At 70.2% G+C, this 20,396-nt stretch carries 15 protein-coding genes, 2 tRNA genes and 2 pseudogenes; 15 read left to right on the top strand and 4 right to left on the bottom strand.

Features of this window, described 5'->3' with window-relative positions; all coding sequences use genetic code 11:
• Positions 1-35: 35 nt before the first annotated feature.
• The 5 genes and pseudogenes from ACFYO5_RS27155 to ACFYO5_RS27135 all read left to right on the top strand — a co-directional run bounded on the left by ACFYO5_RS27155 (position 36) and on the right by ACFYO5_RS27135 (position 4,330).
• A complete protein-coding gene (locus ACFYO5_RS27155) occupies positions 36-758 on the top strand; it encodes a M48 family metallopeptidase (protein WP_388713433.1) in 723 nt (240 codons plus the stop codon).
• 356 nt (positions 759-1,114) lie between these two features.
• Positions 1,115-1,711, top strand: a pseudogene (locus ACFYO5_RS27150) (transcriptional regulator); the annotation flags it as partial.
• A 55-nt stretch (positions 1,712-1,766) separates the two neighbouring features.
• Positions 1,767-2,207 (top strand): hypothetical protein, encoded by a 441-nt coding sequence (locus ACFYO5_RS27145; RefSeq protein ID WP_388713430.1) that lies wholly within the window; start codon positions 1,767-1,769, stop codon positions 2,205-2,207.
• A 651-nt stretch (positions 2,208-2,858) separates the two neighbouring features.
• Positions 2,859-3,974 carry a hypothetical protein gene (locus ACFYO5_RS27140; protein WP_388713428.1) on the top strand — a complete coding sequence of 372 codons (1,116 nt, stop codon included), beginning with the start codon at positions 2,859-2,861 and terminating at the stop codon, positions 3,972-3,974.
• Positions 3,971-4,330, top strand: coding sequence for an ASCH domain-containing protein (locus ACFYO5_RS27135; protein ID WP_388713425.1), 360 nt, complete (start codon positions 3,971-3,973; stop codon positions 4,328-4,330). Before ACFYO5_RS27140 ends, ACFYO5_RS27135 begins: the two co-directional genes overlap by 4 nt.
• A 1,480-nt stretch (positions 4,331-5,810) precedes the next feature.
• On the opposite strand, the gene ACFYO5_RS27130 is transcribed toward ACFYO5_RS27135, so the two are convergent.
• Positions 5,811-6,263, bottom strand: coding sequence for a GntR family transcriptional regulator (locus tag ACFYO5_RS27130; RefSeq protein WP_388713422.1), 453 nt, complete (start codon positions 6,261-6,263; stop codon positions 5,811-5,813).
• Between the two features lie 162 nt (positions 6,264-6,425).
• Here ACFYO5_RS27130 and ACFYO5_RS27125 point away from each other — a divergent pair, with 162 nt between their 5' ends.
• The 7 genes and pseudogenes from ACFYO5_RS27125 (at position 6,426) to ACFYO5_RS27095 (ending at position 12,397) form a co-directional block, all read left to right on the top strand.
• On the top strand, positions 6,426-6,812 hold the full coding sequence (locus ACFYO5_RS27125) for a hypothetical protein (protein WP_388713419.1): 387 nt from the start codon (positions 6,426-6,428) through the stop codon (positions 6,810-6,812).
• Positions 6,813-6,972: 160 nt separating this feature from the next.
• Positions 6,973-8,385 carry an FtsK/SpoIIIE domain-containing protein gene (locus tag ACFYO5_RS27120; RefSeq protein WP_388713416.1) on the top strand — a complete coding sequence of 471 codons (1,413 nt, stop codon included), beginning with the start codon at positions 6,973-6,975 and terminating at the stop codon, positions 8,383-8,385.
• A gap of 1 nt (position 8,386) precedes the next feature.
• A complete protein-coding gene (locus ACFYO5_RS27115; protein ID WP_388713413.1) occupies positions 8,387-8,569 on the top strand; it encodes a hypothetical protein in 183 nt (60 codons plus the stop codon).
• A gap of 48 nt (positions 8,570-8,617) precedes the next feature.
• A complete protein-coding gene (locus tag ACFYO5_RS27110; RefSeq protein WP_388713410.1) occupies positions 8,618-9,355 on the top strand; it encodes a DUF2637 domain-containing protein in 738 nt (245 codons plus the stop codon).
• Between the two features lie 120 nt (positions 9,356-9,475).
• A pseudogene (locus ACFYO5_RS27105) lies at positions 9,476-10,935 on the top strand (replication initiator).
• A complete protein-coding gene (locus tag ACFYO5_RS27100; RefSeq protein ID WP_388713407.1) occupies positions 10,932-11,114 on the top strand; it encodes a helix-turn-helix domain-containing protein in 183 nt (60 codons plus the stop codon). The pseudogene ACFYO5_RS27105 and the gene ACFYO5_RS27100 overlap by 4 nt, the downstream one beginning before the upstream one ends.
• Positions 11,114-12,397, top strand: coding sequence for a tyrosine-type recombinase/integrase (locus ACFYO5_RS27095; protein WP_388713404.1), 1,284 nt, complete (start codon positions 11,114-11,116; stop codon positions 12,395-12,397). Before ACFYO5_RS27100 ends, ACFYO5_RS27095 begins: the two co-directional genes overlap by 1 nt.
• Before the next feature lie 91 nt (positions 12,398-12,488).
• Here ACFYO5_RS27095 and ACFYO5_RS27090 read toward each other — a convergent pair.
• Positions 12,489-12,561, bottom strand: a tRNA-Arg gene (locus ACFYO5_RS27090).
• A gap of 206 nt (positions 12,562-12,767) precedes the next feature.
• Positions 12,768-12,858, bottom strand: a tRNA-Ser gene (locus ACFYO5_RS27085).
• 156 nt (positions 12,859-13,014) lie between these two features.
• Here ACFYO5_RS27085 and ACFYO5_RS27080 point away from each other — a divergent pair.
• Both ACFYO5_RS27080 and ACFYO5_RS27075 read left to right on the top strand, forming a co-directional pair.
• Entirely contained in the window at positions 13,015-13,527 is a 513-nt protein-coding gene (locus ACFYO5_RS27080; protein WP_388713401.1) for an SSI family serine proteinase inhibitor, read from the top strand.
• A gap of 351 nt (positions 13,528-13,878) precedes the next feature.
• Complete coding sequence (locus tag ACFYO5_RS27075) at positions 13,879-18,297, top strand: PAS domain-containing protein (RefSeq protein ID WP_388713398.1); 4,419 nt, start codon at positions 13,879-13,881, stop codon at positions 18,295-18,297.
• A 10-nt stretch (positions 18,298-18,307) separates the two neighbouring features.
• On the opposite strand, the gene ACFYO5_RS27070 is transcribed toward ACFYO5_RS27075, so the two are convergent.
• Positions 18,308-18,904, bottom strand: a complete 597-nt coding sequence (locus ACFYO5_RS27070) for a TetR family transcriptional regulator (RefSeq protein ID WP_356568765.1) — start codon at positions 18,902-18,904, stop codon at positions 18,308-18,310.
• A 124-nt stretch (positions 18,905-19,028) separates the two neighbouring features.
• Between ACFYO5_RS27070 and ACFYO5_RS27065 the strand changes: the two genes are divergently transcribed.
• Positions 19,029-20,234, top strand: coding sequence for an MFS transporter (locus tag ACFYO5_RS27065; RefSeq protein WP_388713395.1), 1,206 nt, complete (start codon positions 19,029-19,031; stop codon positions 20,232-20,234).
• Positions 20,235-20,396: the final 162 nt, after the last annotated feature.

The raw sequence follows: 20,396 nt of genomic DNA, 5'->3' as shown, positions 1-20,396 counted from the left end.
CTGGGAATGTCAGTGATGGGTGCCAGGATGTGGGCGTGAAGGGTTCAGCGGCCTTCAAGGTCCTGCGAGTCGATGACCTTGACGTAGAAGTGCGCGTCAGCGAGCGACGGCGCCACGTCAGGCTGACCGTCGAGCGCGACTCGACCGTCAGCGTCACCATCCCTCCGGGGACCGAGCATGCCGAACTGATCAAACTGATCAGAAGCCGGCGGCAATGGCTGTACGGCAAGCTGGCCGAACGCGAATCGCTGAGTCAGGGCAGACCCCCACGTGAGTTTGTCTCTGGAGAGGGATTTCCCTATTTGGGGCGCAGCCACCGGCTGCTCGTCGTCGAAACTGGCCCGGCCGATGTGCGGTTGCTGCGGGGACGACTGGAGATCCGGCAGGACGTGCTCCACGATTCATCGGCCTTGATCGCCTGGTACACCCAGCGTGGTGACAGCTGGTTGCCCGGTCGGCTCCGACCGTGGGCCGAGCGGTTGGACGTGGCTTGCGGTGAACTCCGGATCAGACCTCTGGGCTACCGCTGGGGATCGTGCTCGCTGAATGGCGATCTCAACATCCACTGGGCGACCATGCAGCTTCCACCCGATCTGATCGACTATGTGCTCGTGCACGAGCTCGCCCATGTGCACGTACCCCATCACGGCGAACGGTTCTGGCGGACGGTTCAGCGGGCCATGCCCGACTGCCATGCCCGTCGCGACCGGCTGAGACGGCTCGGGCCCGACCTCTGGCTGCCGGAATCGAAGACTTGAAGGCAGTAGCGGGTGGTTTACGTACGACAGCCTGAGCCCCTCATGACGCCGTAACCCGGAGTAGAGGCTCCCACCGAATCCGGCCTCTCAAGTGGATCCCATGAGATGCGGAGCACGATCGAGCGCTGCGACATTGTGAGCAGCGGATCTCCTGTTGACCTCCTAGACCTGCTTATGGACGCAGCGATGCCTTGGCACCTCCGTCATTGGTGGGCAGTTCCCGACCTATAGCACTCCACACCTGACGCCCGCTCTAGGTACCTTCGTGAGGAGAAGCCTCTATGGACGGAGCACCGATGTCTCGCCGCCCGCTTGAACGCCGGCGCCTCACCCACAAGGGGGCGCGCTGATGCTGGTGGGCTACGGCGGACTGGGACGACGCCATTGCCCTGTCGGACAAGGCCATCCGCAGCGTGCAGGAGGGATACGACCTGGGTGAGCCGCTCGCCGTGCGGGCGTGGGGTTCCCTGCAACTGCGTGCGGCCATCTCCGCCGCTCGGGGTGGTCACCGTGCGGAAGCTCGCGAGCGAGTCGACCACGCGCGGACCGCAGCCGATCGAATGACGGAGTACGCCGGCCCTCCGGTGTACGACCGCCACAGCACCACCTTCTCGCCTGGCAACGTGCAGATCCACGCAATCAGCGTGGCGCTGGAGATGCACGAACAGGGCAAGGCACTGTCGATAAACCGGCGTACGAGTCCGGACCTGATCGAGGCGCTTCCCAACTCCCGCCGTGGTCATCACCACATGGACCTGGCGCGTGCCTGGCTGTGGGACGGGAATCGCGACTCGGCGCTGAAGGAACTGGAGAAGGCTGAGCGCATCGCACCGCAGCTCGTTCGCAACCACCCCATCGCTCGGTCAACCCTGCGCAGCATCGTGTACGCCGAGCGAGCGAGCACCCGTGAGAAGCTGTGCCGCATGTCGGACCGCTTCCACCTCGACGGGTGAGGGTCGTATTCCTGCGGTTCATATTGGGCCCCGAGCACACACCTAGCTTCGGGGCATGGCCGATCGAACCTCGAAGCAACTCCCCACGCCCAGGACTGCGTTAGCCCCAGGCAGCCCCTTTCACCCACGCCTCGGCGACCTCGCCGTCGACCTCGCCAAGGACGGAACGGTCGGGGTGGTCGTCGCCCTGCCCAGCGACAGTTCGGCGTCGTACCAACTGCGTCCGCCTGGCGGTGGCGTGGACTGGCGCGCGAGGTCGGACGGAACCACCCTCCGGCCCGTACCGGTGCCGGTCACGCACGTCACACCCATGCGGCGAGACGCTGCATACGACCCCCGTGCGCAGCAGGCGGGCCTGGCGGTAACCGTCCACTACGAGGACGGGGGCACATGCGAGTCGCTACTCGTTCTCACCCCCGCGCAAGTCGAACTGTTCCACACCCAGCTCGACCGCATGATCAAGGCGAGGGAATCGGCCCAGGATCGTAAGCGGTGAGCCCGAACGTGCTGATGCTCGCCCCACCGACCTCTGCACGTGCCCTCGTGCGACCTCCTGTCGCATTCCGCTGTGAATCCACCGCCCACGACCTCAGCGGCTCCTGCGAAGTCCTGCTCGCCACCTACCGCGGCCGTTCCCCACGCCTCGCGGCCCGGTGGCTGAGAGCCTCCGCGCACCGCCTCGCCCGGCTGCTGTCCCCGGACCTGGGGGCCATGAGTCTCGCTGACGCGCCGCTCGTCGTCACCGGGCCGGAAATCCCCCGTCCTGATGTGGAGTTGAGGGCCTGGGCCGAAAGCGACCAGGCGTACGAGCACGCGCTACGCGCTCTCGCCGCAGGCCGCGCGTTCATGTTCACCGTGACGGACTACGACGCCCGCTACTCCCTCCGCGTGTACCCGTTACCCGCCCGCCGGCCACGCCTCCCTCAGCATCCCGCCCTCGCCGAGGGTCCGCCCGATCCATCGGCGAGGGCGGGCCGTCACCGACGACCCCGCGGGCGTCGCCCGACCCGATGACTCCCGCCCCCGCGTCTCTTCCGGTTCCCCCCGGCGCGGGGGTGGGTCCACCACGCAAATCACAGTTCAACCGCTGAACGCACACCCGTCGCTCTGCGGCGCAGTCCTGCCCATCTACCGAGGGGAAGACGCGGTGACCACCTATCCCGTATCGCCGAACACCGTTCTCGCCAACGCGCTCACAAACGCTGAGGACCTGCTCAGGCCGCACATAGTCGTCGCGGCTCCGGAACGGATCGTGTTCGTGGTGGGAACGCAGATCAACGGAGCGCCGCACATCGGAACGTCCCTGGTTCAGTCGCTCACGTTCGCCACGGCAGCCCGCATCCGGGACAAGTTAGACGTACCGGCCGAAGTCCAGTTCAGCGCCCTCGACAACGCCCCGTATGCCATCGTCACCGACAAGGAGACCGGTCACCGCTACCAACGGGCTTACGCGCAAGCCCTCGGTGAAGACGGCATCGCGGAACAGGTCGACAAGCTGTACCGCCCGCTCTTCGCGGCTCTGTCCGAGCGGCTGGAAGTGCCGTACTCCATCGAGACCTACAGCCAGCAGCAAGCAGGCGAACACTACCGCCGTACCTGGCTGCGTGTGTTGCCCTGTATGGCAGCAGCCCGCTGGTACCTGTCTCCGTCCTCCGGTCGGCCACACGTTCGCGTTCCCTGCCCGCGCCCCGGCTGCGGATGGGCCGAGAAGCACGCCGAACGCACCCGCGTCCGTGACGACGGCTTCGAGCGGGCGACCATCTCAGCCGTGTGCCTGCACCACGGCGCATACGAGGTCGTCATCGAGCCTGCAAGCGGCGGCTACCTCGACCTCGCCACCCTGTACCGGAACCTCGTCAAGGAACTGGCCATCGCCGGATCGGACGGCACGCTGTACGTCATGGTCGAGGGCGGCGACTGGATGCCCGGCTGTCTCCTCGTCGACGGCGCCCTACAGGCCGTCGGCCTCACCCACGGACAACTGCCCGCCCGGCTGTTCTGCCCCCAGGTGGTCACCGACACGGGCGCGAAACTGTCCAAATCCCTTATCAGGGAGGGGCAAGCGCCCTTGCCGGACGGTGCGGCCCCGTGGATGCTCGACACCCGGGAGTGGCCGGGGTCGTTGGCTGAGTACGTCGACCGTCTGCTCGGTCTGACCGACGTGTTACTCGCTGATCCACGCCACTTCTTCCGCTCGTACTCGGCCGGTGAACTCGGCCGGCTGATGACCACCGCAACAGCTAGGAGCGTTCCCGCCCCATGACGGAAACCGCCGCCGCTCGCGTCCGCGAACTGAACCTGTACCGCCGGTACTTCGATCTCGTCGCCGCAGGTGAGAAGACCATCGAGGTGAGGGTGAAGTACCCCCACCTCGAAGACCTGGCCGCCGGAGACGTCATCCGCTTCCGGATCAAGGGCATGGACGAGACGTGCGACGTCCACGTGAATCGGGTGACGGAGTACAAGACGTTCGAGGAACTCCTCGACGGGGAGGGCCCGGCGAACGTCAACCCGGCGTCCTGCCGCGAGCAGCAGCTCGCCAACATCCGCGAGATCTATTCCGCGGAGAAGGAAGCACTCGGAGCGCTCGCCATCGAAATCGAACTGCTTCCCCTGTAGTCCAGTCGTACGGTCCTCGCCCCCGAGGGCGGTGCGGCTTCCTCCGAGGGAGCGCCGACAACTGAAAGCCGGACCACCCCTCAGGCTGGACAGCAATCCGGGCGGTCCGGTCCCGGAATCCCCGGTTCTCGGTCAGGACCCCGGTGCGGAGGGCACCGGGGTGGTTGGCGTGCTCTGTGATGGGTCCTGCTCAACCGAGGTTCTCTGTCACCGAGTTGGAGAAGGGGCCTGACCTGAGCCATCGAAAGTCAGCCACGGCGACGGGTGCGCCGAACGCGCACCCGTCACGTATGTCTCCAGCAACCACCCACCGGCATCAGCCACGCTTCTTCGAACGTCACGAGCCTCCGCATCGCACCGGCCCCGGCGCTCCGTCGGTTGCGGCTGAAGGATGGCTTCTGTCTGCGGCGCTGAGGCTGGCCGCCTGACCGCAACCGGCTGACAGCAATACGCGGTGATATGTGCCGACTTGGCGAGCGCCACGCTCCTGTCGACCGTGCGCACCTTGGGGTGACTGGCAGGGTTCTTCCCGGTTTCGGCTGGCTGCTTCTCGGGCTGTGCGGCGCGAGCGGGCGGGGCCGCCGCGGGCGGTGGCGGAGACATGGAGCCAGCGGCGGCCTGGGCCGCCGCGCCGCGCGGCCCGCGCCAGCGGGCCGCCTTGATCCAGTAAAGAAACTTTGGACAGCTCGCTCCCTCGGTCGCTTCGGCCAGTAGGTGGCGGGCTGTTTCGACGTGTTCGACATATCTCATCCGCATTATTGCCATTTCAATCCGTTCTGTTCGCCGGATCGCCGTTCTCTATCCACAGGCCCCGCCATGTCTGATGTCCCTGCTGAAAGTTATCCACAGGCGTGCCCGCCGGGCGCGGGTCATCAGAAAGGGGGAGCGAAGTGCGCTATCTGACTGATCATCAGCTTTCACTGATCGCACGCAGCTCACGCCGGAGGGCCTGGAGCCTATGCCCACCGAAGGCGATAGATGTGACTCAAGCCACACAGCTGACCGTCACACGCTCAGGCCTTCCGGCACCTGTAGCCAGTGAGAGTCCGGATTCCTCTGCGAATTTCCGGAGGGCTACGGCCCAGGGCAACGGAGGTGGAGCGAGTGGGAGATGACTGGCGGGCTCTGCGCCGGTCACAGCAGCCGACTGCTTCCCGTCAGCCGGTGCGGTCCTGCGACTCGCCGCCCGCGCGACGGGAGGTCACGAGGGATTTTCCTGCCCGCTCCCGCCCGGCGGGCACGTGGGTTGCGGCAGGCAGACCGGTTTCAGCAGGCTTCCCGGACGAGCGGCCGAATGGTGCACGCGCGCTTCACCAGGACGGGCCAACGAGGGGATTTGCGACGACACGGAAGAACGGCACAGCAATGAACGGGGAAACGGTGGACGAGCGAGAGATCGCAGCGCTGGAAGCGGACGTGAAGCAACTGGATGGCGAGATAGCCGAGTTCGCGAAACTCATGCAGCAGGCAGCGCGGGAACTCAACTCTCTCGCCCGTCGATGTGGTCTGCCATCTTCTGCATCAGAGTGAACATCTTGGCCATGTCCCGCTTCAGGCCCGCCAGTTCATGCTTCAGCTCCTCCACGTCCATGGCGAGGTTGAAGTAGCGAGTCTCGGAAGGCGTCGGCTTGGGGGCCGCACTCTCGGGTGCACCCTCTCCGGCAGCCTGTTCGTCCTGAGCCTGCTCGGGTTCACCTTCGGGCCGGCGCACGAAACTGCCCCTGCCCTGGACGCCGTAGATGAGCCCCTCGCTCTTGAGCATGCGGAACGCGTTCTGCACGGTGGCGCTGGCAATGCCGAACTTCTCCTGAAGTTCCCGCGACGGAGGGATCTGGTCACCGGGCTTCAGAACGCCGGTCTGAATCTGGCGTCGCAGGTACTCGGCGACCTGCACATAGGGGGGCCGGTGGTCCCGATCGAGGGGCAGTGTCATGGCCGCAGGATACGGCCACCCAGCTAGATCACGCGGGAGTACCAGCAAACTCCCACCCTCAGGGTTTCAGTTGCCTAGCGTTGCAGCCAACTGAAACATGTGGTTGTATCTTATCCTGGCCAGAGATCACCGGTCACCTCCTGCAGAAAGGGCCTCACTGTCATGGCCAGGACCGTTATCCGTGTGCACGTACTGGACTCCACGAACGTCATGGTCGGCACGCCGACGGTGCCGAAGTGGAAGGACCAGGAGAACGGCGTCCGCGCGGTGGACTTCGAGACCGGTGCGCCGCTGTGCACGCTGACTCTCTTCGTGATGGAGGGCGAGCGCGCAGAGGCGATCAAGGTGACCGTCCCGCAGACCGGTCTGCCCAACGGCCTGCACCCGGGCCGGTTCGTCCGCCCGGTGGACCTCTTCGCAAGCCCGTGGGCGCAGATCTTCAACGATCGGCTTCAGGAGGGCGTGGCGTACCGCTGCTCCGCGCTGGAGCTCGTCGACGGTTCGCACGTGCAGCAGGACATGGCCGCGCCCGAGTCCGCTGCGGCGTGACGCCGCTCCCCGCATGGCTGGGGTGAGACCCCAGATGGCAGCCGCCCGCTCGCAATCTTCATCGACGGAGCGGCTGCCCTTCCGGGGCATGCGCCCCCATCCCTGTGCTTCTCCGCGCGTCCGATGCCGCGCGTTTCCCGAACGACATGAAGGAAGACCGGTGAACGAACTCAACGAAGCGTCTGGTTGGCTCCGCGGAGCGATGTGGCTGGGACTCGGACTGATCGCCCTGTGGGCTGTGGTCTGGGTCGTCCGCTACTTGCGGGCGTCGCCGATGGAACGGATCAGTATCCGGCAGGCGATACGGATTCGCTGGGGCTGGAAGCGGCTCGCGCAGATGTGCGGACTGTCGGTCACGGACAAGATGCCCGCCCCTCTGGCCTCGCTCGCGAACACGGACGGCACACCGCCCAAGCCCCGGGTCTTGGTTCCGGCGCTCAAGGTCACACCGGACGCCTTCGGGGTGATGGCGTGGGCGAACTGCTTGCCGAAGGTGGGTCTGGCGGAGTTCCAGAAGGCCGCCCCCTATCTGGCGGACGCCTGGCGCATGACGCGGGTGTCCGCGCTACCCGGAGAGAGGCCCGGGCAGGTCCTGCTGCGTGGGGTGCGGGTGGACCCGCTGATCGTGCCGACCGTGCACGTGCCCACCGGCCACCCGCCGGAGGAGTACGCGCAGTGGGACCTGGGGGTCGACGAGTTCGGTATACCTGTCGTCGTGCCCCTCAGGGAAGTACCCGGCATGGCTGTCGGCGGCCTGCCGGGCTTCGGGAAGACCTCGTGCGTGAACCGGCTGGTGTGCGACTGGGCACCCTCGCCGGCCGTGCAGTTCGTCTTCTTCGACGGCAAGGTTTCCCACGCCTATGAGGGCGACTACGCCGACCTCGTCCAGCGGGCGTTCGCGTTCTGCGGCGACGACCTGGAACAGGCGAACAAGCTGTTGAAGGAACTGGTGCAGCTGCGCCGCGCTCGCTCCGCCTCCATCCGCAGCGTCCTGGGCGTGAAGAACATGTGGCACGTCGGCCCGTCCGCCGACTGGCCACTGATCGTCATCGTCATCGACGAAGCCCACACCTACTTCCGCGATCACAAGGGCTCCGACCCGGCCACCAGGAAGCTCGCCGCGTTCGCGGCGGACAACGCCCGCTTGACGGAGGACCTGGTGAAGAAGGGCCGTTCGGTCGGCTTCCTGACCATACTGACCACACAGAAGACCACCGGGGACGCCATCCCCACCTTCATCCGGGATGTGTGCCCGGTCGGGCTCTCCTTCGCGCAGAAGACCGCGGATGCCGCCGTGGCCGCGCTCGGCGACGACATCCGCGAGTGGCCCGACGCCAGCCCCGTCAACCTCCAGGACCCCGCCTATGTCGGTGTCGCGGTCATGTCCCAGCACGGGCGCCCCGGCTTCGTACGCATTCGTACGCCCTACGTCGCCGACGAAGACGCTGCCCGCATCTCCGAGCAGACCGCCCACCTGACGCAGCACCCGGCCCGGCTGCTGGAGAACCTGACCGGCCGCCCGGTGGTGGACCTCACCAAGCCCGACCCCGAGCCCCCGGCAAAGGCGGCCTGACATGGGCCGCGTCATGAGGATCTACATCCGGCAGATGCGCAGGGCGATCACCGCCCAGGACTTTGACATGGCCGGTCGGATCGGCATCACCGCTTACCGCGTCGCCAACGCCAGCGAACGCCGGGTTTTGGAGAGCTACCTCGGGCCGAACGCCGCCTACCGGGCCGACCTCGACCGCGACTGACCCCCTGCTCTTGTCCCCAACTCATCCTGGAAGGAGGTGAAACCCCTCATGTCAGAAGACCGGATCACTCAGCGCACGATCACTGTGGTCATGGCGGTCATCGCCCTCTTGGCGTTCGTGTTCTCCTTCGGCAACGTCTGGAACCTCGCCCTGCGCCTGGGCGTCCCCAACCCGATCGCACCCCTGATTGCCCCCATGGTCGACCTGTCCGTCCTCGGTCTCCTGGTCGCCCTGCGCTACCTGTCCCTGCGCGGCGTCCCCGCCGACAACCTCAAGGGCGCGACCCGGCTGATGCACACCTCCGGCTTCTTCACTCTCGCCCTCAACATCGCCGAACCCATCATCGCCGGGCACTACGGCCGCGCCTGTGTCGACGCCGTCGCCCCGCTGCTCCTCCTCGGCTGGGGCGCTGTCGGCCCCGCGCTACTGCGCCACTTCCACGCCGTCACCACCCCCGCCCCCGCCGGTGTATCGGCTGGTCACGGGACCTCCGTAGCCCTTCCGGATCCGAACAGGGAAACTATGCCGAAGGACGACCGGGCCGAAGCCGCTCCTGCCCCGGAGCCTGCCCCCGAACCGGCGATGCCCCCGGCTCCCGCCGTCTCTCCAGTCGCTGCGCCGCACTCGCCGGTCAAGGTGGCTCCGGCCCTGCTCGACGCCGCCCGCGAGATCGCCGACGCCCACCGCGCCGCACACGGCCAGCCGATCACCGCGCCCCAGCTCAAGGCTCGCCTCGGCGTAAGCCTTCCTTTGGCCACCGCCGCACACGCGGCTCTGACGGCCTGACCTTCCCGCCTCTTCCCCTCCCCGGCCCCCTGGGCCTGACCCGTCACGCCCCCGGGCAGCACCCAGCCCCCGCCCTCAGCGCTGCCCGGGGCTCAATCAACGGAAAGGACGTACCTGCCGATGCCCCGCGACCTCGACCTGCGGCACGTGATCAGCCCCGCTGTCCGGGACCTGATCGAGCTGGCCAACCTCGGCGACTTCGACCGCACCCGCGATCAAGTCTCCCGCCTGCGCGGCTGCACCCGCCCGTCAACCTCGTCGGCCACACCCACACCCGCGACACAGCCACCGGAGAAACGATCCGTTCGTACTCCACCAGCGATGAACCTACGGGACGCCTGCTGACCACCTGCGGCAACCGTCGCGCCTCCCGCTGCGCCACCTGCTCCCGCGTCTACGCCGCCGACACCTATCACCTCATCCGCACCGGACTCTCCGGGGGCAAGAACGTCCCCGAAACCGTCCGCACCCACCCCCGCGTATTCGTCACGCTCACCGCCCCTTCGTTCGGCCCCGTCCACAACCGGGCCACCACCAAGGCCGGCAAGCCGCGCGCCTGCCGCTGCGGCCAGCGCCACGCAGACGATGCCCCCGAACTCGGCGCACCACTGCACCCGGTCTCCTACGACTACACCGGCGCCGTGCTGTGGAACGCCCACGCGGGAGCCCTGTGGGCCCGCTTCACCCTCAACCTCCGCCGCGCCCTGGCCGCCCACTTCGGCATTACGCAGAAGGACATGAAGCAAGTTCTGCGGGTGTCCTTCGCCAAGGTCGCCGAGTACCAGAAGCGCGGCCTGGTCCATTTCCACGCCGTCATCCGCATCGACGGCCCCGACGGCCACACCAGCTCCCCGCCGGCCTGGGCCACTGTGGACGACCTCACCCACGGCATCCGTACCGCCGTCCCCCGCACCGCGCTCACCGTCACCTCCGACACCGTCGGAGACCACGAGATCCGCTGGGGACAGATGCTCGATGTGCAGGAGATCACCGCCCTCGGCGACGGCGAACTCACCGACGCCGCCGTGGCCGGATACGTCGCCAAGTACGCCACCAAGAGCGCTGAGGACTCCGGCACCGTCGACCGTTCCCTGGTCTGCCGCACCTGCTCCGGCCACGGCACGGTCGGCGACCGTATTCGGGACCTGTGCCCCGACTGCGAAGGTACCCGCCAAGCCGAACCCCTGCGGGACCTGCCCGTCCACCAGCACGTTCGGCAAATGATCCGCACCGCCTGGGACCTCGGCGGCCTGCCCGAATTCGCGGACCTCAAGCTCTGCAAGTGGGCCCACATGCTCGGCTTCCGCGGCCACTTCTCCACCAAGTCCCGCGCCTACTCCACCACCCTCGGCGCCCTCCGCGACGTACGCCGAACCTGGCGCCTCGCCCAGGCCGAAGCCGCCCGCATCCGCGCCGGCCTCCCCGCACCCACTCCGGACACCGTCCTCGTCACCGAAGCCTCCTGGGCCTACCTCGCCTCGGGCTACCGCCCCGGCGAAGAACTCCTCGCCAACCAGACCCGCCACGACATCAACCAGGCCCAACGCCGCAAGCACGAAGGGCTGGGGCCTGCTGCATGACGACCGCCGTACTCACCGTGGACCAGGTCGCGACGCGCCTCGGCATCAGCCGCTGGAAGGTCCACGACCTGATCCGCTCCCGCGAACTCGCCTCTTTCAAGATCGGCCGCTGCCGCCGCATCAGCGAAACCGCCGTGGACGCCTACGTATCCCACCGCACCGAACAGGAAGCCGCCTGATGGCCACGCCGAAGAAGAACGCCAACAACGAGGGCACCATCTACCAGCGCAAGGACGGACGTTGGGAGGGCAGTGCGTACGTCCTGACTACGGACGGCACGTACAAGCGGCGCAGCGTCTACGGCAAGACCTGGGACGAGGCGCACGAGAAGCTCACCAACCTCAAGGCCGACTCCCTCAACGGTCTCCCGGTCGCCACCAGCAAAATGACGATCGCCGAGTACCTAACGTACTGGCTGACGAACATCGCCAAGAACAAGGTCCGCAAGACGACGTACGTCAACTACGAGTCGCTGGTGCGCAACTACGTCACCGCGGAGTTCGGCAGGAAGAAGCTGGTCCGGCTCACCGCTCGCGACATCCGCGCCTTCCTCGCGAAGACTGCGGTCACCTGCCAGTGCTGCGCACAGGGCAAGGACAAGAAGCGGCCGGAGCACAAGCGGCGCTGCTGCGCCCTCCGGCAGTGCTGCAAGAAGCTTCCCTCTGACCGGACCGTGCGCTTCCTGCTGGTGATCCTGCGTGCCGCTCTCCAGCACGCCGTACGTGAGGACGAACTGCCCCGCAACGTGGCCCGGAGCGTGGAGCTCAGCATGGGCACGAAGCGCGAGATCGAACCGCTCACGGCCAAGGAGGGCCGTCAGCTCCTGGCGGCGGCCCGGGACAACCGGCTGTGGGCCGCGTACGAACTGGCGGTCCGCATCGGACTTCGGCGCGGTGAGCTGCTCGGGCTGCGCTGGTCGGACGTGGATCTCTACGAAGGAGTGCTCACCGTCCGGCAGGCGCTCCAACGGGTCGGCGGCGAACTGCTGATCGTCGCGCCGAAGACCCAGCGCTCGGCCCGTCGTGTGGCCCTGCCTGCTGAGTGTGTGACGGCGCTCCGCGCTCAGCGTTCCCAGCAGATCGCTGACAAGAAGGCAGCGGAGGACAGCTGGAAGGAAACTGGACACGGTCTCGTCTTCACCACGAAGAACGGGACGCCGATCGAGCCGCGCAACATGAACCGCTCGTTCGAAGCCCTGTGCGTCCGCGCCGGCGTCCGCAAGGTCCGCTTGCACGATCTGCGCCATACCTGCGCGTCACTCCTCCACGAGCAAGGAGCCGACGCCCGCATGATCATGGAAGTCCTCGGCCACAGCTCGATCCGCGTGACCATGGACATCTACACCTTCGTGCGGCTCGACTCGCAGCGATCCGCTTTCGATCGCGTCGGGGATGCCCTGAGGGGTGACGGCAACGATCCGGACGATGACGACGGCGCGGCCGGTGTCCCGGTAGCCGTCTGATCGGCTCGCAAAGGCGGTTGCCGTCAAAGACTGCCGTCAAGACATAAGCCAGAGGCCCTAAGGATCACTCCTTAGGGCCTCTGGTCTGCTGTGCACTCGGCAGGATTCGAACCTGCAACCTTCTGATCCGTAGTCAGATGCTCTATCCGTTAAGCTACGAGTGCTTGTTCTTCTTTTGTTTTCTGCCTTCGCTCCCGGCCCTTCCGGCCCGCTCGCGGCGACAGGAAGAACATTACATGACTGCCGCCGCCATGTGAAATCCGATTCCCCTACCCCTTGTGACCTGCGAAAAGGGCCGATCTGGGGGTGCGGGAGGGAGGTCGGCGACGACGAAGCCCCGGTCGCGGAGGACCGGGGCTTCGATGTCGAGCGGAGGCGGAGGGATTTGAACCCTCGATGGGATTGAAGTCCCAAACCGCATTAGCAGTGCGGCGCCATAGACCGGACTAGGCGACGCCTCCACACAGCCGCTCGCGTGTGGGCGAGTGGCGCGTGCAGATGATGACACAGTCGAGCGTCGTGTCACCAATCGGCGTCCACGATACTAGGCGGGCGGCCCGCGGGGCAAAGGTGTTCGCCGGGCGGAACGTCGCCGCGGGCGGGGCGTTAGGCAGGCCATGGTCCAGGTCACACCGCTCCGGCGGCTCGTACTCACCCTCTCCGCCGCCTCCGCCGTAGCCGTCGCGGGCTCCCTCGCCGCGGGCTCCGTCACCGCCCATGCCGGATCCGGCGCGGCCCGGCCGCCCCTCGCGCCGCCGCCCGTGCGCGACGAGGACCGGCCGGCCGCCGGCGACCACCTCACCGTGACCGTGCGGGGCGCGGGCGGGGGCGCCGACGGAACGTTCGCGGTGCGCTGCCACCCGGACCGCGGGGAGCACCCGGATGTGTCGGGGGCCTGCGCCGCCGTGGACCGCAACACCCGGTGGGGGAGGGATCCCTTCGCGCCCGTGCCGGACGGCGGCGTGTGCACCATGCGGTACGGCGGTCCGGCCACCGCGCATGTCACCGGCCGGTGGGCCGGTCGCCCTGTCGACACGACGTTCGAGCGCGGCAACGGATGTCACATCGAGCGCTGGGACCGGTTCGTGCCGCTGCTCCCCGAGGTGGGGCGGCTGCCCGCCCGCCCCTGACAGGAGGTGCCGGGCGGCCGACTGGGTTCCGCTCCGCCGCCGTCCCGCCGTCCCGCCGTCCCGCCTCCCAGGAGGCCCGTCGGGACGGCGGCGGCGGTCCTCCCGCGCCCCGTGGAGCGCGCACAGGTTCCCCCTGGCAGAAGCACCGGTGGCGTAAACGTCACGCGAAGGTCCCGCGAAGGCCGGACGTGCGGTCATACGTTCTGTGTCACTTAGTCGTGCGAGCTGCCTCTCATCCGGCGCCGCGAGGACGACCCCAGCCCTTAGACTCGCTCGCGTGACACGCTGCGGGACGGTTGGCAATATGGCCCGAGCGGTCGGCAAGGTGCGGTAACAGGGAGGAAGCGACTCGTGAGCAGCAGGCCATCCCGAGGCGCTGCTCGCCTCGCGGCCATACTCGACGCACTGCCCGACGCGTTGGTCCTGGTCAACGCCAACGGCACCGTCGTCAACGCGAACACCATCGCGCTCGAGGCCTTCGAGACGCCCGGCACCGCCCTCGTGGGGCGCGGCCTGCTCGACCTCCTTCCGGAGTTCGACTCCAAGCTCATCCCCGGTTCGATGCGGCGCCCCGACCACATGGACCCGCGCGGCCGGACCAAGCCCACCCGGATGGTCGCCCGGCGCACCGACGGCACCGAGTTCCCCGTCGAGGTCACCAGCGCCAACCTGGAGAACGGCCAGCAGGCCTACGACAGCTACGGCTACGCCAACGACGAGCTGCTGATGCTCGTCGTGCGCGACCTGTCCGGCACCGTCGACACCGAGGCCGAGCTGGCCCGGTCGCAGCGGCAGACCGAGATGATCCTGCGGGCCGCGTCCGAGGGGGTCGTCGGCACCGACACCGACGGGCGGATCGTGCTGGTCAACCCGGCCGCCGCCCAGATCCTCGGATACCGGGCGAGCGACCTCGGCGGCAAGGAACTGCACACGCTCGTGCTGCACTCCCGCGCCGACGGCTCCCCGTTCCCCTACGACGAGTCGCCGCTCGCCGACACCCTGCGCTCCGGGCGCAAGCACCGGGTGCGCGGCCAGGTGGTGTGGTCGAAGGCCGGGGACAAGGTGTCCGTGGACCTGACGACCGCCCCGGTGCGGGACGGGGACCAGCTCGTCGGCGCGGTGATGACCTTCACCGACCGGCGGCTCTACGACACCCTGACCGAGGAGAAGGCCGCCCTCGAGAAGCGGCACGCGGACGAGCTGGAGCGGCTCTCCGAGGAGCACGCCTCCGACCTGACCGCGCTCCGCCAGCAGCACGTCGCCGACCTGGAGGAGCTGCGCGAGCGGCACGAGGAGGAGCTGGCGGCCGGCGAGGAACGCTATGCCGCGCTGGGCGAACGGGAGAAGGACCGGTACGAGGCCCTCGCCGCCCGGTACGACCAGTTGCTGACCCTGCTCGGCGGGTCGCTGCGCGGCCCCCTGGACGAACTGCGCCGCGAGCTGTCCGCGCTCGCCGCCGACGACGCCGGGCAGCTGTGGCCCGAGGCCAACCAGGTCCTGCACCACCTGTCGGCCGGGTACGCCCGCATCACCACCCTCATCGACAACGTCCTCGGCTACCAGCGCCTGGACACCGGCGGCGAGGCCATCACCCGTACGAAGGTGATGCTCGACGCCGTCGTCGCCGCGGGTGTGGACGGGGCCGTGGAGCTGGTCGGCCCCGGCCGGGTCCAGTTCGCCGTGCACGCGCCACCCATCGAGGCCGAGGTCGACGCGCGGCTCCTCGCCACCGCGCTCGCCCACCTCGTCGCCGACGTCGCGGGCGTCGACGCCACCGGCAACGCGCCCGTCTCGGCCGGCGGGTACATGGACAACACGGTCGTGGTGGCCGCCGCCCAGCGCGGCGAGGTCGTCCGCATCGAGGTGCGCGGCCCGTACGCCGGCGGCGATCCGGTGCACGAGCCGATCGTGCGGGGGATCGTGCGGGCGCACGGCGGCGTGCTGCAGACGCACGAGGTGCCGGGCATGAGCGGCAGCGCGTACGTCCTGGAGGTTCCGCTGGGCGGCGGCGCGGGCGCCGTCGCCGCTCCCGTCGTCGGGTCGGCCTTCGCGCTGCCGGCCGGTTCGCCTGCCGGGGCCGCCGAGGCGGCCGACGACCTGCCCGCGGCGGACCCGGCCGACGAGCAGGGTTCCCTCGCCGGGCCGCGGCGGGCCCGCCGGTCCTCCGTGGACGCCTTCCTGGACGGCGAGGTTCCGGGTGCGGCACCCGTCGGTGCCGAGGCCGACGCCGAGGCAGGGGTGCCGACCGGCCGCCGTCGCCGGCGTGGTCCGGCCGCCGAGGAGATCCCGGCCCCGGCCCCCGCCGAGGAGGCGGACGCCTCCGGCGGAACCGGCCGACGGCGCGCGCGGTCCGCCGAACCCGGGCAGGACGCCGGGGTGAGCGAGGGTGCCGTGGTCACGGCCGCCGAGCACGCGGCGGGCACCGCCGCCTCGGGTACGGGACTCGGCGGCACCGTTCCGCCGCAGGGCGTCCCCGCGCCGAGCGGACGGCGGGCCCGGCGCGACGGTGACGAGCCGCAGGCCGCCCTGCCGCCGGCCCTGCCCGCCGTCGCCGGCGCTCCGGTGCCCGCGGAGGGTGCCGAACAGCCGACGGGACGCCGTCGGCGTGCCCTGGCCGCCGCGAACGAACGCGCCGCCGCGCAGGAGTCCGGGCCCCGTACCGTGTTCGCGCTGCCGCCCGCCGAGGCGGACCGCTCGACCGACGGGCCCGAGAGCGCTGGGGCACGGGACGCGGGGCAGGTCACGGGGCAGGTCCCCGGGCAGCAGGGGCCGGTGCCGCCCGCTCCCGTGCCGGGGCAGGAGGCCGTACCTGTTCCTGGTTCGATCCCCGCTCCCGCTCCCGTGCCCGCTCCCGCTCCGGTTCCCGGGCGGGCCCAGGTGCCCGCTCAGGCGGCGTCCGACGACTCGCTGATCGACCACGGCCGGCACGACGCCGTCGCGCACGGCCAGGCCGACGACCACACCCCACCGCAGCCGCACCCCACCGCCGCGCCCACGGGCCGTCGGCGGCGGGCCGTGGGCCAGCCCGTGCCGGAGGCGGAGGGCGGCCCGGCCGCCGCCGTTCCGGCGCAGGCCCAGGCCCCTCGGGCACAGGTTCCTCAGGTGCAGGCCGCCCAGGCGCAGGGGCCGGTGCCGGTTTCCGCCCAGCCCGTCGAGATCGTCCCCGAGCTGCCGCTTCCGGCCCAGCCGGTGCCCGCGCAGCCGCTGCCCGGTCAGCCGGAAGCCGGCCGGCCCGTCGTTCCCGGTCTGCCGGACCCGGCCGCACCGGCCCCCCAGGCCGCACCGAACGTGCCCGGACAGGCAGGCCCCTCCACCCAGGTGCCGCCCGTCGGGCCGCTTCCCGCCGAAACGGCCGTCCCGGCGACGCCGACCCCCGGTTCGGGCACCCCGCTGCCGCCCGAGGCGGCCACGGCGCACCCACGGGTGGCTCAGCCGCTGCCCGCCGAGGCGGCGACGGCCCCGCCCGTCGACCCCAACTCCACCCAGGGCCGCGCGATCAGCGTGCGGACGCTCGGCCAGGGCGTGCCCTTCGCCCGGCAGGCCGCGCAGGCGCCGCAGGTCCACCAGGTCCAGTCGGCGCAGCAGGCCCAGCAGGTCCAGCGGTTGCCGGAGGCCCCGCAGGCCGCCCAGCCCACGCCCACCCACTCCGCCTCCGCCTCCACTCCCGCCCCGCACCATCCGAACGGCTCCGGAAGGCGCCGCAAGCTGGGGACGCCGCCCGACCCGGCGGGCGGGCAGGAGCAGGCGGCCCGCCCGCATCCGACGGGCGAGCAGGCCGCCGTACCGCAGGCACCGGCGGCACCGGGCGGCGCGCATCCCTCGCTCGCGGGTCAGCCGCTTCCCGGACAGGCGATGACCGGACAGACGATGGCCGGGCAGTCCATGGCCGGGCAGTCGCGGCTCGCGCCCGGGACCGAGGGGGCCGGACGGTCCTACGCCATAGGGGCACCGGACAAGAACGCCGCCGAAGGGCCGGAGCCGCTGGACGGTCCGGGCGGGGCCGTCGAGGTCGCCGATCCGCCGCGGCCGCAGCCGATGGACGACGAGCTGCCGCCGGAGCCGCTGGACAACCCGCGCAGGCTGCTGGTGTGGCCGGCTCCGGACGTCAGTACCCAGCAGGCGCTCAGCGACCGCGGCTACCGGCCGGTCATCGTGCACTCGCGCGAGGAGGTCGACGCCCAGATCGCCGCCTTCCCCGCCGCACTGTTCGTCGACCCGCTGACCGGGCCGATCACCCGGACCGCCCTGCAGTCGCTGCGCCAGGCGGCGGTGGCCGCGGAGGTCCCGGTGCTGGTGACGGCCGGGCTCGGACAGGCGACGCGCGAGGCGGCGTACGGTGCCGATCCCGCCGTCCTGCTGAAGGCGCTCGCGCCGCGGGACAGCGAGCAGCATCCGCCGCGGGTACTGCTCATCGAGGAGCACGCGGAGATCGCGCTGGCGCTGACGTCGACGCTGGAGCGGCGCGGGATGCAGGTCGCGCGGGCGGCCAGTGACGCGGACGCGGTCACGCTCGCCGGGCAGTTGCGGCCGAACCTGGTGGTGATGGACCTGATGCAGGTGCACCGGGGACAGGCCGGGATCGTCGACTGGCTGCGCGCCAACCGGCAGCTGAACCGCACGCCGCTGGTCGTCTACACGGCCGCCGTCGACCAGGCCGATCTGCCGCGGCTGGCCTCCGGCGAGACGGTCCTGTTCCTCGCGGAGCGCTCCACCAGCGCGGAGGTCCAGACGCGGATCGTCGATCTGCTGGCGCGGATCGGCACCAACTGAGAGGTGCGGTTCAGGGGCGGGTGACCAGCCTGCGGGCCGCTTCCTTCACGGAGGCGCGCAGGCGGTCGCCGGCGGAGTCGTCCGCGCCGACCAGGATGCGGCTCATCTGGGGGACGACGGTGGCCCAGTTGGCGAGAGCGATCAGCAGGAACAGCAGGTCGCGGGCGGGGATCGTGTCGTCGATGACCCCGCGGTCCTGGCCGTCCTGGACGGCGGCGACCTTGCGGGCGTAGTGCTCCTGCCGTTCGGGCTCGTCGGGGAGTTCCGCGGTGCCGTACTCGATGCCCTCCCAGTAGAGGAGCCGCAGGAGTTCGGGGTGGGCCGCGTGGTAGTCCATCAGCCGGTCCATCCAGCCCTCGACGTCGTCGGGGTCGACGGGGGACGCGGCGGCGAGGTCGACCATGCAGCGGCCGAGGACCTGGGTGAACAGCTCCGCCTTGTTGCCGAAGTAGGCGTAGATCAGCTGCTTGTTGGCCTTCGCCTCGGCGGCGATGCGGTCGATGCGGGCGCCCGCGATGCCGTACCGGGCGAACTCGGCGACCGCCGCTTCGAAGATCCGCGCCTTGGTGGCCTCCGGGTCGCGGGTGGTGGTCCTGGTCGTTGCCATGAGGACATGGTACGACGCGGTAACCAACTGGTTGGTTGACAGGGAATGGGCGGGCGGCCGAGACTGTTCCCCGTTCCAACCAACTGGTTAGTTATCAGTGTCGGCCCGAAGGAGCGTCTCCGCCATGCCGTCCGCGGCCACCGTCAGGCAGCAGCACACCGAACCCGTCGAGCGCGCACGGCTCGCCCACCGCCTCTTCCTTCCCCTCATCGCCCTCTGCACCGCCGTCACGGCCGCCAACATCTACGTGGCCGCCCCCCTGCTCCCCCTGATCGCCCACGACTTCGGCACCGCGCCCTCGGCGGTCGCCTGGATCGCCTCCGTCGCCCAGTTCGGCTACGCCGCCGGACTCCTCTTCTTCGCCCCGCTCGGCGACCGCGTGAACCGCCGCCGACTGGTGGCGGTCCTCTCGCTGGTCACCACGGCGGCGCTCGTCGCCGGCGCCGCGGCGTCGGGCACGGCGGCGCTCGCGGCCGCCGTGTTCGCCGCCTCGGCCGCCACCGTCGTACCGCAGCTCCTGGTGCCGCTGGTCGCCGAACGCGCCCCCGCCCACCACCGCGCCCGGCACGTCGCAGCCGTCATCGCCGGTCTCTTCACCGGTATCGTCGCCGCCCGCGTCCTCGGCGGACTCGCCGGACAGGCCTTCGGCTGGCGCGCGGTGTTCGTCGGCGCGGCCCTCCTCACCGCGGCCCTCGGCCTGCTCACCGCCGCCGTCCTGCCCGCCGAACACCGCCGGCCCCGCGAAGGCGGCCTCTTCGCCGGGCTGCGCGCGATGCCCGGCCTGGTGCGCCGGTCACCCGACCTGTGGCGGGCGTGCGTGCGGCAGGCCGGCATGTACGGCGCCTGGAGCGCGCTGTGGACCTCACTGGCCCTGCTCCTGACGGGCGAGTCGTACGGCCTCTCCACCGCGACCGCGGGCCTGTTCGGCCTCTTCGGCCTGGCGGCGAGCGTCGTCGCCCCGCTGGCCGGTGGCCTGGTCGACCGCTTCGGTGCCGCGAAGGTGGTCCGCAACGCGTATCTGCTGGCCGCCGTGTCGGTGCCGCTGTTCTGGCTCGGCGGCCAGGTGATGGTCGCGCTGTTCGTCGCCGCGATCGTGATCCACACGGCCCTCGTCGCCTCCCACGTCGCCAACCAGACCCTCGCCCTCACCACCACCGACGCCCCCGCCACCGCCAACAGTGCCTATGTCGTCGCGGGCTTCGCCGGCGGAGCCACGGCCTCGGCCCTGGCAGGCCTCGCCTTCGCCCACTTCGGCTGGACCGGCGTGGTCGCCATCGCGGCGTTCTGGCTGATGGCGGGCTGGGCAACCACGGCGGGCAAGCGGGCGTGAGGGAGGAACGGCTCCGGCGCGAAGGCCGCGGGCAGCGGACTCCGGCGGTGGGGCCGGCGTCGGCCCAGCAGCCCGCGAGGCTCAGCGACCCGCGGCGGTGAGGCGGGCGTAAGCCCAGCGGCCCGCGGCGGCGAGGCGGGCGTCGGGCAGCGGCACCCGGCG

The sequence above is a fragment of the Streptomyces sp. NPDC006259 genome, from assembly GCF_042870975.1.
Classification (GTDB): domain Bacteria; phylum Actinomycetota; class Actinomycetes; order Streptomycetales; family Streptomycetaceae; genus Streptomyces.
The sequence above is the reverse complement of the archived record's forward strand: the minus strand, read 5'-3'. Positions and strand labels throughout refer to the sequence as shown.

What these genes read in the sequence shown, in the direction of transcription:
- ACFYO5_RS27110 (WP_388713410.1), top strand. Translation starts at nt 8,618, where the DNA reads ATGTCAGAAGACCGGATCACTCAGCGCACGATCACTGTGGTCATGGCG.
- ACFYO5_RS27100 (WP_388713407.1), top strand. Translation starts at nt 10,932, where the DNA reads ATGACGACCGCCGTACTCACCGTGGACCAGGTCGCGACGCGCCTCGGC.
- ACFYO5_RS27125 (WP_388713419.1), top strand. Translation starts at nt 6,426, where the DNA reads ATGGCCAGGACCGTTATCCGTGTGCACGTACTGGACTCCACGAACGTC.
- ACFYO5_RS27080 (WP_388713401.1), top strand. Translation starts at nt 13,015, where the DNA reads ATGGTCCAGGTCACACCGCTCCGGCGGCTCGTACTCACCCTCTCCGCC.
- ACFYO5_RS27065 (WP_388713395.1), top strand. Translation starts at nt 19,029, where the DNA reads ATGCCGTCCGCGGCCACCGTCAGGCAGCAGCACACCGAACCCGTCGAG.
- ACFYO5_RS27135 (WP_388713425.1), top strand. Translation starts at nt 3,971, where the DNA reads ATGACGGAAACCGCCGCCGCTCGCGTCCGCGAACTGAACCTGTACCGC.
- ACFYO5_RS27095 (WP_388713404.1), top strand. Translation starts at nt 11,114, where the DNA reads ATGGCCACGCCGAAGAAGAACGCCAACAACGAGGGCACCATCTACCAG.
- ACFYO5_RS27130 (WP_388713422.1), bottom strand. Translation starts at nt 6,263, where the DNA reads ATGACACTGCCCCTCGATCGGGACCACCGGCCCCCCTATGTGCAGGTC.
- ACFYO5_RS27070 (WP_356568765.1), bottom strand. Translation starts at nt 18,904, where the DNA reads ATGGCAACGACCAGGACCACCACCCGCGACCCGGAGGCCACCAAGGCG.
- ACFYO5_RS27115 (WP_388713413.1), top strand. Translation starts at nt 8,387, where the DNA reads ATGGGCCGCGTCATGAGGATCTACATCCGGCAGATGCGCAGGGCGATC.
- ACFYO5_RS27145 (WP_388713430.1), top strand. Translation starts at nt 1,767, where the DNA reads ATGGCCGATCGAACCTCGAAGCAACTCCCCACGCCCAGGACTGCGTTA.